Below are 18,683 nucleotides of genomic sequence, written 5' to 3'. Positions count from 1 at the left end.
TTTGCAATTAGATGTCGGCTTGCTCTATCAAAGCTTTTAACCGTTCGGCTAAAACCTGAACATGAGGTTGAATCATCATTGTGGTATGGTTCCCTGGGACAAATTGGACATCCACAGGTTCGGCAGAAAACTTGTTCCAGCCCCAAGCCGAATCCTGCAAAATTTCAGAAGGTAATTCACTGATAGGTTCTTCAACAGAAGCTTTGCTGGAGCGCAACAGAGCAATTCGGGTTGGATAAACCTGTTGTGGCACATAAGTCATAAGAGAGTTAGTCTTAAGAACTTGCACTAGATTGTTAAGCTGCGTACTATCAGCATCGGGAGGCAGGATATCAACCATTTTTAAACGCTGTAAAACGTGTTCTAGTTGCTCCTCCCAAACGAAAGATTGAAGAGTATCTTCAGAAAAATCCAAGTTCTTTCCTAAGAAACGTTCTATTGATCTGGCAAACTCAGCCAGCCATCTAGCATCATCCCAATCAAAACCTATTGGCTTTTGCTGATCGAAAGGTGCTGTACTATCAAGAATGGCAACCAAAGCAACCTCATGTCCCTTGTGAAGTAACTGTTGAGCCATTTCAAAGGCTACTTTACCTCCAAAAGAATGCCCTGCTAAAAGATACGGCCCTTGTGGTTGCACAACCTGTAGTGCTTGAATGTACTGGGCAGCTATATCCTCAACTTGGTTCAGGGCTACAAAACTATTTGCTTGGAAACTGTAAAATGGTTGGTCTTGTCCCAGATAACGGGCTAAATTATACAAGTAGAAAGGAGTTCCACCGGCTCCTGGAAGGCAAAACAAAGGTTGTTTAGAACCATTCGGTTGAATTGCTATTAAACAAGATTCACTAGAGTAATCCGAATCCTTTTGTACAACTGTTGCCAACTGTTCAATAGTGGGATTTTGCAAAAAGGTTGCTAAGGAAATATCTTTACCAAACTGCTGTTTAATTTGAGCCATTAAGTAGAGAGCTACAAGGGAATGACCACCAAGGTCAAAAAAGTTATCTTGTACTCCTGCCTTGTCAATTTTGAGAATCTTTAACCACAGTTGAGCTAGTTGCAGTTCTAAATGGTTACGAGGTGCAACAAATGTATCTGAATTACTGGTACTAGAAGGTGCTTTTAAAGCACGACGGTCTATTTTGCCGTTAGGAGTTAGTAGTAGTGATTCTAGGAAAACAAAAGCGTTGGGTATCATATAGTCTGGCAGCTTTGTTTTCAGGCATTGTCGCAGTTCGTTGCTTGTTAGTATCACCTCTTTTTGCAGCACAATGTAGGCAACTAAGAGTTTATCACCTGGGGTATCTTCACGAACGATGACACAACATACTTGCACTTCATCATGTTGGCTTAGTACTGCTTCAATCTCACCCAACTCGATTCGGAAACCCCGTACCTTAACCTGATTGTCAATGCGTCCTAAGTATTCGATATTACCATCACTTAAGTAGCAGGCTAAGTCTCCAGTTTTGTATAAGCGGGAATTTGGGTCAGCGCTAAACGGGTTGGGAAGAAATTTCTCGTTGGTCAATTCTGGACGATTCAGGTAGCCTTGTGCCAAACAGTTACCACCAATGTATAACTCTCCTGGTACACCCACGGGTACTGGTTGTAGGTGGGAGTCAAGAATGTAGACAGTTTTGTTAATTACAGGACGACCGATAGGAACTGTTGTCAGATTGGTGTCCCCATTAAAGCGGGGAGGAATGTCAAACATGGTAGCTGTGATAGTTGCTTCCGTGGGGCCATAAGCATTGAGCAGCCGAACACCAGACATAGGAAGTTGTTGCCAAAGCGAAACATATTCGGGTAGCATTGCTTCTCCACCAACAGGAACAAGTCTTAGTTGACTATTTTCATTTGGTACTTCTGTTGTCACCCACTCTTTAACCAATTGTTGCCAATAGGCTGTCGGGAGATTAATAACGGTAAGTCCAAAATCCAAAATTATTTTATGTAACTCTGTCGGAGTCCACACATCTGAACCTCGCACTAGCAAGGTAGCGCCAACCATTAGGGGAAGAAATATCTGCTCTAATGAAGGATCGAAGTTGATTGAGGAAAACTGGAGTACACGATCGCTCGGCACAAGTTCAAAAGCCTCTTGCATAATACAGCAGTGGTTGGCGATCGCACTATGCTGGATCATCACCCCTTTGGGTCTGCCTGTAGAACCAGAGGTATAAATTACATAAGCCAAGTTAGTTACTTGCACACCGCTAATGGGATTTTCCTGGGTATGCTCAGAGATTAGATGCCAGTCAGTATCCAAGCAAACAAGCTGCGTTTGATGGTAAGGTAGTCTTTCCACAAGATGCTGCTGAGTTATTAGCACCCTCACTTGAGCATCTTCTAACATAAAGCTCAAGCGGTCTTGGGGATAGCTTGGATCAAGTGGCACATAAGCTCCACCCGCTTTGAGAATGCCAAGTAATCCCACCAGCATATCTAATGAACGTTCCACACACAAACCGACCAGCACATCTGCTCTCACACCCAATGAGCGCAAGTAATGCGCCAACTGGTTAGCCCGATAATTTAACTGCTGGTAAGTCAGTTGTTGATTGTCACATACCACTGCTACTGCATCCGGGGTACGCTCAACCTGGGCTGCAAACAACTCATGGATACACTTATCTGGAGAGTAATCTGCTTGAGTATGGTTCCACTCCACTAATAACTGGTGTTGCTCTTGTTTAGAAACAAGAGAGTGCAACTCATAGCTTGCTTGTGGCTGCTTTGCCATTGCCACCAAAGCGTTGAGATAGTATTCACCAATTCTATTAATTTGTTCAGGGCATAACTTTAACGCATCGTACTGAAGTCGCAGTTCTACTTCAGATGACTTAGGATTTACACTGAATTGAGCAGCAAAAGTGAAATTGGTTTGTTCAAAAAACTTGACACCCAGTAGTTGCAAATTATCCAGTCCCAACACCTGCTGGTAGACATGAAAATGCACAAAGTTAAACGCAGTCTCAAACAGAGGCTCACCACCCAAATTCCTTTGGATTTGGGCCAGTGGATAGCGACGGTGGGGCAACATTTCTCGTTCGGCGGCAAACACTTGCCGTACTAAATCTATCCATCTGCCCCCAGTCAATTCCAGGCGGAATGGCAGAGTATTGAGGAATAGTCCCAGGACTCGCTCACCATCGCTTTGTTCTGGTCGCCCGTTGGCTACTAAACCCGTGAGTACGTCTGACTGACCACCCAGAAGATTTAAAACTCGCAAATGAGCAGCCAACAGCACACTCTTGAGGGGAACTTCTGCGGATTGAGCCAATTGTTTTAAGGCTTCAGAAATTTGCGGAGATAAAGTTACATCTTGTATACCAACTTCTCGAACATCGGTATCTGTTGATTTAAAAGACCAGCGAGGCATTTTAGTGAAAGTACTATCATGTAACTTTTCACTCCAGTATTGCTGAGTTGTCGATGAAGCGATCGCTTGTTGCTCCAAGGCAACAAAATCCCGATATGCAATACTTAATTTTGGCGATACATAATCGACTTGTTTGCTTAAAAGTGATAAATAACGGCTAAACAACTCAGTCATCATTGAAGAAACACTCCACCCGTCCAGAATAGCGTGGTGGCAACTCAAAGTGAGATTAAATGTCTCCTGTGTACGGCGAAAAACAAAAAAGCGTAATAAGGGAGGATTATTCCAATCGAAATGCCGTTTCTTTTCGGCTTCAAACCAAGCAGCTAAGGCAACTTCTTGCTGGGAATGATTCAAATGACACCAATCTTCCACCTGTAAGGGAAGCTCAACTTGTTGATGCACCAGTTGCAACGGAATACTGAAGTTACTCAGATCGAATGAAGTTCGCAGTACAGCATGATGATTGATTAAATCTTGGACAGCGACTTGCAACAGTTGGACATCAAGATAGGTTTTGAGATGGAAGCTGCTAATTTCGTGATATAATTCGCTATCTTTGTTGTACTCACTATAGTAGAGCATTCCCATTTGCAGCATAGCCAGGGGATAGGCATCTTCTACACCATCAGGTAAGCTTTGTTTGTCTGCCGTTGAAATCAGGCTAAATGGTTGAGTTGATGATACTTGTGTAAGATTCTGCTCTTGGGTTTTGAGTTCTTGAACTAACTGGGAAATTGTTTGATGTTGGAATAGCTGTTGTACTGAGAAGCTTAAACCTTGTTCTTTAGCTTCCGACAGTACTTGAATGCTACGAATAGAATCTCCACTTAAAGCGAAGAAATTATCATTAATACCAACTTGCTCAACGCCGAGAACCTTAGCCCAAATAGCGGCTAAGATTTTTTCTTCTCTTGTGCTGGGCGCGACAAGAACATCTTCTAGTTCTGGTCTAGCGCTGTCAGGTACAGGCAAAGCGCGACGGTCTACTTTACCATTTGCTGTCAGTGGTAGGGCTTCCAATTGTACAAAAGCACTTGGCACCATGTAGCTTGGCAGTTGATTGCTGAGGAAGCGACGTAGTTCTGCGGTTGTGAGAGATTGTTCCGCCTGCGGTACTACATAAGCAACTAAACGTTTGTCACCCGGTTCATCCTCTCGCACCACCACAACGCTTTCCCATACGTCTGGATGAGAAGCCAATAATGCCTCAATTTCTCCCAACTCGATGCGGAAACCGCGAATTTTGACTTGGTTATCTATGCGCCCTAAATACTCTAACTCGCCATTGGGCAAATAACGTGCCTTATCCCCTGTTTTATATAAGTGCTGAGTGCTGTTAGCGGTAGCGGGGCGTTTAGCCCGTGCTGAGTGCTGAGTATAGTTTTCTCCTCTGCCTTCTGCCTCCTGCCTCCTGCCTCCTGCCTTCTCAAAGGGGTTAGAGATAAACCTTTGTTGCGTCAGTTCAGAACGATTGAGATAGCCACACGTTACCCCAGCACCGCCAACATACATCTCGCCCCCGACACCAATTGGTACTGGATGAAGATGTTCATCTAGTACATACACCTGTAAATCGGGTATGGGACGACCAATAACACTTGCCGTACTTTGCAAATCAGCTTTACTCAACGGGCGATAAGTGACGTGTACGGTGGTTTCTGTAATCCCGTACATATTTACTAATTGAGGTAAGGTGTCACCGTGGCGCTCAAACCAAGGTTGCAAACTCCCCAGTTCTAACGCTTCTCCGCCGAAAATGACAAAGCGTAAGCTTAAGTCTCCAGCAGTTACCATTGACTGTTCGGCTTGAATTAATTGACGGAAGGCGGAAGGTGTTTGATTAAGAACGGTAACTTTTTCTTGAGCTAATAACTGGTAGAAAGATTCAGGCGATCGCGTCACTAAATACGGTACGATTATCAATCGCCCACCATATAGCAATGCACCCCAAATTTCCCAGACGGAGAAATCGAAGGCGTAAGAGTGGAATAATGTCCACACATCATCAGAATTGAATTTATACCAAGCGTCTGTCGCTGCAAATAGACGAACTACATTATTGTGGTTAACTAAAGTGCCTTTTGGTTGACCTGTAGAGCCTGATGTGTAAATGACATAAGCTAAGTTATCAGTTGTCAAATCACTAATGGGATTATCTTGACTTTCAGTATATATATTTTCCCAGTTCGTATCTAAGCAGACTACACGCGCCCCATGTTCTGGCAGTCCAGCAAGCAATTTCTCTTGACTCAACAGTATCGGCACTTGTGAATCATTCAGCATATAAGCCAAGCGTTCTTGGGGATATGTTGGATCTAAAGGTACATAAGCCCCACCCGCTTTGAGAATTGCCAAGAGTCCTACCACCATTTCCAGTGAGCGTTCCACGCACAAACCGACCAGTACATCGGCTCCCACGCCCAAAGACTTGAGGTAATGCGCTACTTGGTTAGCACGAGTGTTTAATTCCCAGTATGTAAGTTGTTGATTTTCAAATACAACTGCTACAGCATCCGGTGTACGCTCTACTTGCTCCTCAAATAACTGATGGATGCACTTATCTACTGAATAATCGACGTTTGTATCGTTCCACTCGACAATTAACTGTTGTTTCTCAGATGGTGTCAGCAGGGGCAATTGGGAAATCTGTGCTTCTGGACTACTAACAATACCTTCTAGCAATGTTTGGAAATGACCTAACATTCGAGCGATCGCTGCATCATCAAATCGGCTAGTATCGTAGCTAATCTTCACCAACAATTGCTCACGAGCGATCGCCACTACAGTTAAAGGATAATTGGTTTGTTCAATGCCATGAATATTATCTAGATCAAAACCGTAATTGTGCGATTGCATTGTCGCATCAACTGGATAATTCTCGAAGACAACAATACTCTCGAACAAAGACATTCCCCTCTTAACTTCACTAAGACCCTGAATATCTGCCAAGGAACTATATGAGTATTGCTCAGACTCAACTTGCTGCGCCTGTAAATCCTTCAACAAATCTAGCAGTTGGGTGTCTGCTGAAACTTGAACTCGCACTGGCAACGTGTTGATAAATAGCCCCACCATCGACTCAACACCCACTAAAGATGGCGGACGACCAGATACAGTAGCCCCAAACACTACATCTGTTTCTTGGCTGTAGCGACACAACAGTATTGCCCAAGTTGCCTGTACCAAATTACTAATTGTTAATTGATGCTGTCGTGCAAAAGACCCAATTGCGGCTGTGGCTGGGACGGTTAATTGAAATTGCTGTTCGCTATAGCTAACTTTGCCATTTTCCTGATTTGGCAGCAGTTTATCCACCGTTAAGGGGGTGGGAGCGGTAAAACCTTGGAGTTTTTGCTTCCAGTATTTTTCAGCTAGAGCTAAGTCTTGCTTCTGTAGCCAAGCGATATAGTTGCGGTAGTTTGCAGTTGATTGATAGTGTAAACCTTCACCCTGAGAAATTGCTTTATAAAAATACAGCAGGTCTTTGAAAACCAAAGGTAACGACCAGCCATCAAGCAATAAATGATGATGACTCCAAACAAACTGATAACTATTAGCACTCAACTGAATTAGATGAAGGCGCATTAGTGGCGCTTGAGACAATTGAAAACCTTGCTGTCGCTGTGACTGTAAGAAAAACTCTAATTGCTGTTGCTGTTCTTGTGCTGATAGCTTTTGCCAGTTATAGACCTCTACATTAACTTTGACCTGGCGATATACAACTTGTAGGTGCTGGGCTAGTTGCTCCCAAACAAAACCAGTCCGCAAGATTGAATACTTTGATACTACCTGCTGCCAAGCTTTTTCAAATGCTGTAATATCCAAATTTCCGGTCAAAGTGCAAATTACTTGCTCAAAATATACTCCTGAGTCTGGAGCATATAAACTCTCAAACAGCATACCCTGTTGCATGGGAGAGAGCGGATAAATATCCTCAATATTTTGCCAGTTAGTTTGTAGTCCTTGTTTCAATGCTGGGCTGGCTAAGAGTTGGTCTAGTTTTTGTTGTTCAAGCTTAACTAATGGAAAATCTGAAGGTGTATAACCGCCGTTTTGTGGATCTAAACAATGGGCAATTAGTTCTCGTAATGTTTTGACAAATTCTTGTGCTAAATTCTCTATTGTCGTTTGCTGATGGACATTTGTACTGTAAATCCAATTTATTTGCAGCCTTTTTCCAGCAATAATGCTGTTGATGTCTAGGAGATGAGCGCGGTTATTATCTAAACTATGATCAACTCCAGCCGACTCACTAGCTAACTGCATCCAAGCAGATGTATTCAGAACTTGATCGAATTGACCCAAATAATTAAAGCTGATTTGGGCTTGCGGCAATGCCTGTAGTTTAGTAAAGATTTCTGCATCTTGGCTCAGATAATGCAATAAGCCGTAGCCAATTCCTTTGTTAGGAATAGCGCGTAGTTGTTCTTTGACAGATTTTAAAGCATCTGCTGGATTTTCTGCTGCTCCCATTTCCACAAGCACAGGGAAGATGGTTGTAAACCAACCGACAGTGCGTGATAAATCGACACCATCAACAATATCTTCCCGCCCATGACCTTCTAAGTTAAAAAGTACAGAGCTTGATTGATTCCATCTGCTCAAAACTAACGCCAAGACAGTTAGTAATATATCGTTAATTTGAGTGTTGTAAGCCTTTGGCACATCTTGCAGTAAAGCACGAGTTTCAGCCTCATTTAAAGACACTAATACTGTATTGGCAGATGCAACCGTGTTTGCCCCTTTTATATAGTCAACCGGAATGGAAAGAACGGCGGAGCGAGAGCCATTTAACCAATAACCTACTTCAGATTTGAGAATTTCTGACTGTGCATATTGAGTTAATTTCTCAGACCAATCCTTGAAAGAAGTTGTCTTGGCAGGCAGCACAACTGCTTTACCTTGGGCAAGTTGCTGGTAAGCTGTTTGCAAATCCTCTAATAAAATCCGCCAAGAAACGCCGTCAATTACCAAGTGGTGAATGACAATGAGTACTCGCGTTCTTTTGTCAATACCTAGATGGAAAAAGGCAACTTGCACTAAATTTGCTGACAGATTTAAACTCGCTTGAAGAGAAGCGGCTTTATCTTCAATTGCGGCTTGTTGCTCACTTTCTGGAAGTGTCGATAAGTCTATGTAAGAGAAAGCAACACTATCATTCGGAGCAGAGTAAATCTGTTGCCAAGTAGAGTTAGACTGTGTAAAACGCAAGCGCAGAGCATCATGATGTACCAGCAATTGCTGTAATGCTTGCTTTAATAACTCTGCTTTGAGGTCAGATGATACTGAGAGGAGAAATGCTTGATTAAAGTGGTGCGGCTGGGAGAGATTTTGCTCAAAGAACCAGTGTTGAATTGGTGTTAGAGGTAATGTTCCTGTGACTAATCCTTGTTCTACCTCGATCGCCTTGATTGTATCTGCTACTGCTGCCAATTGAGCGATCGTCTGATTACCAAACAATTGCTTGAGACTGAGTTGCAGCCCTGCTTGCTTTGCTTTTGTCAGAATTTGAATACTGAGAATGGAATCTCCACCGAGTGCAAAAAAGTTATCGTGAATACTTACTTCCTTTACTCTCAGAACTTCTGCCCAAATCTGCGTTAGTATTTCTTCAATTTGATTACGTGGAGCTACAAAACTGTCTTCTGATAATCCAAGTGAGTTTGGTTCAGGCAAAGCGCGACGGTCTATCTTGCCGTTGGGAGTTAAAGGTAAAGACTCCAGGATAACGAAAGTATGTGGCACCATGTACTGTGGCAGATGCCCAGAGAGGAAGGATCGCAACTGGCTAATCGAGAGTTCAAAACCCTGCTTCGGTACTACGTAGGCGACGAGGCGTTTATCCCCAGGGTTATCTTCACGAGCGATAATACAGGATGCTTGCAAATCGCTATGCTGGCTCAATACCGCTTCAATTTCCCCTAACTCAATGCGGAAGCCACGAATTTTTACTTGATTATCGATGCGTCCCAGGTATTCAATATTACCATCTGGTAAATAGCGTACTAAATCTCCGGTTTTGTAGAGACGAACGCTACCAAACGGGTTAAGAATAAATTTCTCTTGTGTTAATTCTGGTCGGTTGAGGTAGCCGCGAGCCAATCCCGCACCACCGATATGTAACTCTCCTGGGATACCTACGGCAACTGGCTGTAGATATTGGTCAAGAATGTAAATTTGCGTGTTAGAGATTGGGCGACCGATGGTTGGTGAAGTGGTTGCCCCTTTTTCTATCAAGCTAAATGTCGAGTAAGTGGTGTCTTCTGAAGGGCCATAGAGATTGAATACACGCTTGACTTGACTGCGCTGATAAATTTGCTGCACAAGTTGATTTTGCAGAGGTTCACCAGCTAAATTAACTGTGCATACCTGCTGTGGTAAATTATCATCTCGAATTAACTGTGCGATCGCAGAAGGAACAGTATTAATCAGAGTAACTTGGTTGGCAGCACTCATGGTGGATAAGTGCAAAGCATTTTCAGCTAAGATGACTTTTCCACCCACGCACAGAGTTACAAACAACTCAAAAACTGAGAGGTCAAAACAAATAGAGGTAGAAGCTAAGACACCAGCAAGTTCTTCTTTTGTAAAAACCTCTTTTGCCCAACTTACTAAAGCAACTGGACTGTGATGCTCAATGGCAACTGCCTTTGGTCTACCTGTAGAACCGGAGGTATAAAGTACATAAGCTAGGTTTGATGCTTTGACTTCGCTAATGTTAGGAATTTCGCTGGCTTGGTCAAGTTGATAACCATCAGTATCCAAATAGACAATGTGAGCTTTATGCTCAGGTAGCTTCAGGGCGAGATGCTGTTGCGTCAGCAATACTGGAACTTGAGCATCTTCTAACATGAAGCGCAGACGCTCAGTAGGATAATCAGGATCGAGTGGCACATAAGCTCCACCCGCCTTGAGAATACCCAGTAGCCCCACAACCATTTCTATGGAGCGATTGATACAAATACCTACTAGCACATCTGCTTTCACACCCAATGAGCGCAAGTAATGCGCCAGTTGATTAGCGCGAGTGTTTAGCTGCTGGTAGGTCAGTTGTTCGCCTTCAAACACAACTGCTACTGCATCCGGGGTACTCAAATACTGCTCCTCAAATAACTGATGGATACACTTATCAGAGGGATAATCTGCCTGAGTATGATTCCACTCAACAAGTAACTGTCGTTGCTCAACTTCTGTCAGCAAAGGTAATTGCGAAATCGGCTCTTGGGGGTTAGCAACAATACCTTCGAGCAATGTGACAAAATGACCAGTCAATCGCTCAATGGTGGAAGCATCAAATAAATCAGTGTTGTATTCCCATGCACCCGCCAGTCCAGTGGGGGTGTTCTCCATTCCTAAAGTCAAATCAAATTTAGCTGTTGCACTTTCTACCACCAGTGGACTGACAGTTAACCCAGCCAACTCTAATTGAGACTTAGACGAGTTCTCAAGCACAAACATCACTTGAAATAAGGGCGCATGGCTGAGATCCCGTTCTGGCTGCAACGCCTCTATTAGCATTTCAAAAGGTAAATCCTGATGGGTGTATGCATCTATAGCCATTTCCCGAACACGAGCTAGTAACTTGCTAAAGCTAGGATTGCCTGAGACATTAGTACGCCAAACTAAGGTATTGACAAAAAAGCCAATTAACCCTTCTAACTCAGAGCGATCGCGGTTGGCGATCGGCGAGCCAACTAAAATATCTTCTTGTCCTGTGTAGCGATAAAGTAGAGTATCAAACGCTGCCAACAGGGTCATAAAGAGGGTACAACCTTGCTCCTGGCTAAGTTTTTTCAGTTTTTCAGTTAACTCAATAGAGAGTGCAAACTTTTGATATGTGCCAGCAAAGGTTTGCACAGCAGGTCTAGGTCGGTCTGTGGGCAGTGCTAATAAAGTTGATGCACCTGTCAATTGTTTTTGCCAGTAATCCAACTGACTTTGGAGTACATCACCTTGCAACCAATCTCTTTGCCACAGTGCAAAGTCTGCATACTGAATTGGTAGTGGCGTTAGGGGTGTTGGCTGACCTTGAGAATAAGCATTGTAAAGCAATGCGAGTTCTTGGACAAATACACCCATTGACCAGCCATCCGAGACAATGTGGTGCATACATACTAATAAGGCATGTTCTGTCTTGGACAGCACTATTAATGTTGCTCGAACTAATGCTTGTGTTGCCAATTCAAACGGTTGAGTAGCTTGTTGTTGCGCTAATTGTTGTGCCGCTATTTCTTGTTCGGCGATAGATAAATGCTGTAAGTCAATAACTGATACTGTCCAATTCGTTTGTGTTTGAATGATTTGAGTTGGTTTTCCATCAACTACGATGAAGTTGGTGTGCAAGGCTTCGTGACGAGCAATTATTTCTTGTAAGCTTTGTTCTAAGGCAGATCGATTGAGAGTCCCAACAATACGTAAAGCTATGGGGATGTTGTATAAGGCAGTATTTGGCTCGAACTGGTCTAAAAACCATAGCCGTGTTTGGGCATAAGATAGTGGTAATTCTGCATCTTTTGCCCGCCTCAAGATAGGTGGGGAAGTCAGTTCTAAATCTTGTTGCTGTAACTGCCCAATCAGATGCGCCAATTCGATTAGTGTTGCTGTGGCAAACAGTTCGCGTAATGGTAGTTCGACTTTGAAAATGTTGCGGATACGTGAAAGCACTTGTGTTGCTAGTAGCGAATGTCCGCCAAGTTCAAAGAAGTTATCATGAATGCCCACTTGCTCAACTTTCAGCACTTGCGCCCAAATTTGTGCCAGCATTTCTTCAACGGGTGTGCGCGGGGCAACATACAATTCTCGTAGTGTGCCGTCTAAGTCTGGTTTTGGCAAGGCACGGCGATCTACTTTGCCGTTAGGAGTTAGCGGTAAGGACTCCAAGATGACAAAGTTATTTGGCACCATGTAATCTGGAATCTTTGCTTTCAGGTATTGCCGTAGTTCGCTGATTGTAGGTGTAGAGTCTTGATGTGGCACTATGTAGGCGACTAGGCGTTTACTTCGACTCCGCTCAGTACAAGTATCGCCCCTGGTATCTTCGAGGGGGATGACACAAGATGCTTGCACATGGCTATTTTGACTGAGTGCGGCTTCAATTTCTCCCAACTCGATCCGGAATCCGCGTATTTTTACTTGATTGTCAATACGTCCCAGGTATTCAATGTTGCCATTTGGTAAATAACGGGCTAAATCACCTGTTTTATATAATTTTGAGTTGTCAAAGGGATTGTTAATGAATCTTTCAGCCGTTAGTTCGTCACGGTTGAGATAGCCTTTTGCTAACCCCACGCCACCAATATGCAACTCTCCAGGCACACCCACAGGTACTGGTTGCAAATTGCGATCTAGAATGTAGACTTGTGTGTTAGCGATCGCTTTCCCAATGCTTGGTGATATCTGCTCTTGTTCTTTGGCAACTACCAATCCAGAAGTTGTAACAACAGTATTCTCGGTTGGGCCATAATTATTCACTACTTGGAAGGGGATTAACTCTGATGGATACTGATGAAGCTTATCTCCTCCAGTCAAGATGGTTCGTAAAGCCAAACCTTCAGTCGGCCATGCTAAAGACAATAATTCCTGTGCTAGTGGTGTTGGCAAGAAACTGATAGTAATCTTGTTTGAAATTAACCAATCTCGTAGATTCTCTAAGGAGCTAAGTAGTTGAGATTTGACTAAGTAGATACTTGCTCCTGCGGTGAGGTAAGGCCATAATTCCCATACCGCAGCGTCGAATGCTGTTCCTGCTAATTGAGTAGCTTTATCTGATGAAGTGACTTTAAAAGCTCGTTGATGCCAGAACACCAAATTTAATAACCCTTGATGAGCAATCAGCACTCCCTTGGGTTGACCTGTAGAACCAGACGTATAAATTATATAAGCTAAATTAGTAGCTTGTGTTTCAGTAATTATATTGTCCTGACTGAACTGAGAAATTACAAGAGCGTCAGTATCCAAACAAACCTTGTACTGAGCGTTCGCGCAGCGTTCCGTAGGGAAGCCGAAGTGAAGATGTACTTGCTGCTGTGCCAATCTATCAACGAGTCGCTGCTGGGTCAACAATACCTTAACTTGAGTATCTTCGAGCATAAAGTGCAAACGCTCAGTTGGATACTCAGGGTCAAGTGGTATATAAGCTCCACCCGCCTTGAGAATGCCTAGTAGTCCCACTACCATTTCTATTGAGCGTTCCACACAAATGCCTACCAGCACATCTGCTCCCACTCCCAAAGACTTGAGGTAGTGGGCTAACTGGTTAGCACGGCAATTTAACTGGTGATAAGTGAGTTGTTGATTTTCAAATACAACTGCTACTGCATTCGGGCTACGCTCTACCTGTTCCTCAAACAACTCATGAATACACTTATCTAAGGGATAATCAACACTTGTATCGTTCCACTCGACAAGTAATTGCTGTTGCTCAGTTTGTGTTAACAGGGGTAATTGTGAGATTGGCTGTTCTGGGTTAGCGATAATACCTTCAAGCAATGTCACAAAATGATTTGTCATGCGCTCAATGGTACTAGCATCAAATAAGTCAGTGTTGTACTCCCACACACCTACCAATCCAGTAGAGGTATTCTGCATTAATAAAGTTAAATCGAACTTGGCAGTTATACCTTTTACTTTCAGGTGATTGACAGTTAACCCACTTAACTCCAATTCAGATAGGGAACTGTTCTGGAGTGAAAACATCACCTGGAACAGTGGTGTATAGCTGAGATCCCGTTCCGGCTGCAATGCTTCGAGCAGCATTTCAAAAGGCAAGTCCTGATGGGTGTATGCCTGCATTGCCATGTCTCGAACACGACCCAATAATTCGCTAAAGCTCGGATTGCCTGCCAAATCAGTACGCATGACCAAGGTATTGACAAAAAAGCCAATTAACTCTTCTATCTCAGAGCGATCGCGGTTAGCGATGGGAGAACCCACCAACATGTCTTCTTGTCCTGTGTAACGATAAAGTAGGGTATCAAATGCTGCTAACAACGTCATGAACAAGGTAGTTCCTTGCTCCTGACTCAGTTTTACCAATCTATTCGTTAACTCAACTGAGAGGGGAAATTCTTGATATGCCCCAGAGAAAGTCTGCACAGCAGGTCTGGGCCTGTCTGTGGGCAAGGGCAACAAAGTTGGTGCATTTGCTAGTTGTTGTTGCCAGTAGGAAAGTTGACTTTGCAATACATTCCCTTGCAACCACTGTCTCTGCCATAAGGCGAAATCTGCGTACTGTACAGGTAGCGGTGCTAAGGGTGTTCGCGTAGCGTCTCGCAGAGAAGGCTGATCTATTGAATAAGCATTGTAGAGCGCTGCTAATTCTTCAATAAGCACACCCATTGACCAGCCATCAGAGACAACATGGTGCATACACAGTAATAATACGTGTTCTGTTTCCGACAGAACCGCTAATGTTGCCCTAACTAATGCTCCCTGTGCTAAGTCAAACGGTTGAATAGCTTGTTGTTGAGCTAATTGCTGTGTGGCAATTTCTTTTTCACTGCTTGCTAAATGTTGCAACTGAATAACATCGACTGTCCAATTTGTCTGTTGTTGAATGATTTGAGTTGGTTGTCCATTAATTGCGAAAAAGTTGGTGCGTAAAGCTTCATGGCGATTAATAATTTCAACTAAGCTTTGTTCTAAGGCGGCTTGATTAAGTGTTCCCAGAATACGCAAAGCTACAGGTATGTTATAAAAAGAACTATTTGGTTGTAACTGGTCTAAAAACCACAAACGCTGTTGAGCATAAGATAGTGGTAATTCTGCATCTTCTGCCCTGGGTACGATGGGTGGTGCATGAAGTTTTAAATCTTGTTGCTGTAATTGCCCAATCGATTGCGCTAATTCGGCAACTGTAGCACCGGTAAACAACTCACGCAATGGTAGTTCTACTTTGAAAATGTTGCGGATGCGTGAAACCAGTTGCGTTGCTAATAGGGAATGTCCACCCAATTCAAAGAAGTTGTTATAAATGCCAACTTGCTCTATTTTGAGGATTTGCGCCCAAATTTGCGTTAGTATTTCCTCAGCAGGTGTGCGCGGAGCGACATACAATTCTCGCAGTGTGGTGTCTAAGTCTGGTTTTGGCAGGGCGCGACGGTCTACTTTGCCGTTGGCAGTTAGGGGTAAGCATTCTAGCAGCACAAAAGCACTTGGCATCATGTACTCTGGCAACTTTGTCTTAAGAAAATCTCGCAGTTGTTGGACTGTGGGAGATTTGTATACGTGCGGCACTATATAAGCAACTAAACGTTTGTCCCCTGGTTCATCTTCTCTGACTACGACCACGCTTTCCCACACATCTGGGTGTTGCACCATTAATGCATCAATTTCTCCCAATTCAATGCGGAAGCCACGAATTTTTACTTGATTATCGATGCGTCCTAAATACTCTAACTCGCCATTGGGCAAATAACGCGCTTTATCCCCTGTTTTATATAGTCGCGCTTGGGGATTCTGGCTAAAAGGATGAGAGATAAAACGTTGTTGTGTCAGTTCGGGACGATTGAGATAACCATTTGTTACCCCAGCGCCACCAACATACATCTCACCCTCAACACCAATTGGCACTACCTGTTGATATTCATCTAGCACATACACCTGTAAATCGGGTATAGGACGACCAATCACACTTGCCGCGCCATGCAAATCGGCTTTGTTCAATGGACGATAGGTGACGTGTACGGTAGTTTCTGTAATCCCGTACATATTCACCAATTGGGGCGACTTGTCGCCATGTCGCTCAAACCAAGGCTGTAAACTCTTAAGTTCTAAGGCTTCGCCACCGAAAATGACTAAGCGTAAGTTCAATTCACCAGTAGTTGTTATTGACTGTTCGGCTTGAATTAACTGGCGGAAGGCTGAAGGTGTTTGATTAAGAACTGTAACTTTTTCTTGAGCTAATAACTGGTAGAAAGATTCAGGCGATCGCGTCACCAAGTAAGGCACTACTACCAGTCGCCCACCATACAGCAATGCGCCCCAAATTTCCCAGACAGAGAAGTCGAAGGCGTAAGAGTGGAACATTGTCCACACGTCATCTTGATTGAATTTATACCAAGAGTCTGTGGCTGCAAACAGACGAGTTACATTCTTGTGATTGACTAAAACGCCCTTGGGCTTACCTGTAGAACCGGAAGTGTAGATGACATAAGCCAGGTTATCGGGCGTTGCGGTGTTTTCCAGGTTTGAGAGGCTATTTTGCGCTATTTCTTCCCAATTGGTATCTAAGCAAATGACACAAGCTTGATGTTTAGGCAGAAACTCTAATAATTGCTGTTGGGTAAGTAGCACCTTCACTTGAGCATCTTCTAGCGTAAAGCTTAAACGCTCTTGGGGATAGTCTGGATCGAGCGGTACATAAGCCCCACCTGCTTTGAGAATACCAAGTATGCCCACAATCATTTCTAGTGAGCGTTCCACGCACAAACCAACTAGTACATCAGATCCTACACCTAGCGAATCGCTACGCGACAGCTTCTCTTCTCCTGTCGGAGACGCTGCGCGAACGAGACGCTCCGCGAACGCTGAACGCAAATGATGAGCTAATTGATTAGCGCGAGTGTTCAACTGCTGGTAGGTCAGTTGTTCGCCTTCAAACACAACTGCGATAGCATTAGGTGTACGTTCAACCTGTTCCTCAAACAGCTGATGAATACACTTATCATGCGGATAGTTTACTTGAGTGTTGTTCCACTCTACTAACAATTGATGACGTTCTGCTGTAGTCAACAGTGGTATTTCTGCAATTCGCGCTTTGGGATTGGCAACAATTGCTTGTAGTAAAGTTTGAAAATTTTGGGCTATACGTGTAATTGTAGCTGCATCAAATAAATCAGCACTGTAAGACCATACGCCTTCTAGTCCTCCTGAAACTTCCCAGTAGTTCACTTCTAGGTCAAACCTGACCATTTCATCAACTGGCAAAGACATTTTTTGGGTAGTTAAACCTGGTAAATCCCAGAAGGACTGTGAGGCACTCTGGAGGGAAAACATCACCTGTACCAGAGGATTACGGCTCAAATCTCGCTCTGGCTGAAGCTTTTCAACCAACATTTCAAAGGGCAAGTCTTGATGAGCGTATGCTGACAAAGTTGTTTGTCGTACTTGCGCTAAGAAGTCAGTAAAGCTGGGATTTTCAGAGAGATCGCCCCTTAATGCTAGGGTATTAGCAAAAAAACCTATAAGCTGCTCGACGCTTTTGTTATTGCGGTTAGCAATGGGAGAGCCAACAACAATATCTAATTGATTACTATAACGAGAAATTAATACTAAAAAAGCTGCCAGTAGAGTCATAAATAAAGTTGCGTCTGACTCTTGGCTCAACTGCTTGAGGCGTTGTGTGAGGTTGCTATCCAGTTTAAACCGCTCAACCCCACCCCGAAAGGTCTGAACTGGGGGACGTGGTTTATCAGTAGGCAGTTCTAGTGCAACTGGGGCATCAGTTAACTTTTGTTCCCAATAATTCATTTGGCGTTCTAGAACTTCGCCTGTCAACCACTGGCGTTGCCAAACTGCAAAGTCAGCATATTGGATGGATAATTCTGGTAATGGGTTAGGTAATCCTTTAGTGAAAGCTACATATAGTTGAGATAACTCATTTTTGAAGATGTTTAAAGACCAGCCATCATAAATGATGTGGTGCATCTTTGATATCAGTATGTATTCTTGGCTACTAAGTTGAAGTAGAGTGAACTGTACTAATGGCCCAACAGCTAGGTCAAAGGACTGGGATGCAAGAGACTGCGCTATTTGTTGAATCCGGTTAGTTTGCTCTTGGGCTGACAACCCCTGCAAGTTATGGATTGGCAAAGTTAAGGGACTGGGTGAAGCAATCACCTGTACAGGTTGCCCGTCTACGGTCGGAAAAGTCGTTCTCCAGATTTCATGGCGACTGATGAGTTCACTAAGACTCTGTTCCAGTGCAACTATATTCAACGAGCCATTTAGCTTTTGAAAATCTAGTAAATTATAAGACTTACTGTCTGGTAACAAGTAGTGGAGAAACCAGAGTCGCTGTTGAGCAAAAGACAGTGGCAGATCGCTATCCCGTGGCACTCTTTGAATGGGGGATTGATGAGATGTTTTCACCTGCTTTACTTGCTGTAAAAACAGTATGATTTCTGTTTTTCGTGCAGCTATTTCCTGGCGTAGGGCGGGAGTTAAGACACCTTCTGGTGCATGACAGCGCAAGCGAACCTCTTCCAGAGGCGCTCTGCTAACGCCATCTGCTTCTAGTTCTATACTTAAGTTTGATAGGTGACGAACGAACTCAACAATGCTCTTAGTCATG

Annotated in this window: 1 protein-coding gene; it reads right to left on the bottom strand. The window is 43.6% G+C overall.

What is annotated here, in order from left to right:
- Window positions 1-7 precede the first annotated feature (7 nt).
- Window positions 8-18,682, bottom strand: a complete 18,675-nt coding sequence (locus V7K44_RS31200; RefSeq protein WP_334937661.1) for a non-ribosomal peptide synthase/polyketide synthase — start codon at window positions 18,680-18,682, stop codon at window positions 8-10.
- Window position 18,683 lies beyond the last annotated feature (1 nt).

The organism is Nostoc sp., assembly GCF_036917235.1.
Classification (GTDB): domain Bacteria; phylum Cyanobacteriota; class Cyanobacteriia; order Cyanobacteriales; family Nostocaceae; genus Nostoc.
This window is presented reverse-complemented; position numbering and strand designations above follow the sequence as displayed.

Excerpts from the sequence above, each read along its gene's own strand:
- V7K44_RS31200 (WP_334937661.1), bottom strand. The coding sequence starts at position 18,682 with ATGACTAAGAGCATTGTTGAGTTCGTTCGTCACCTATCAAACTTAAGT.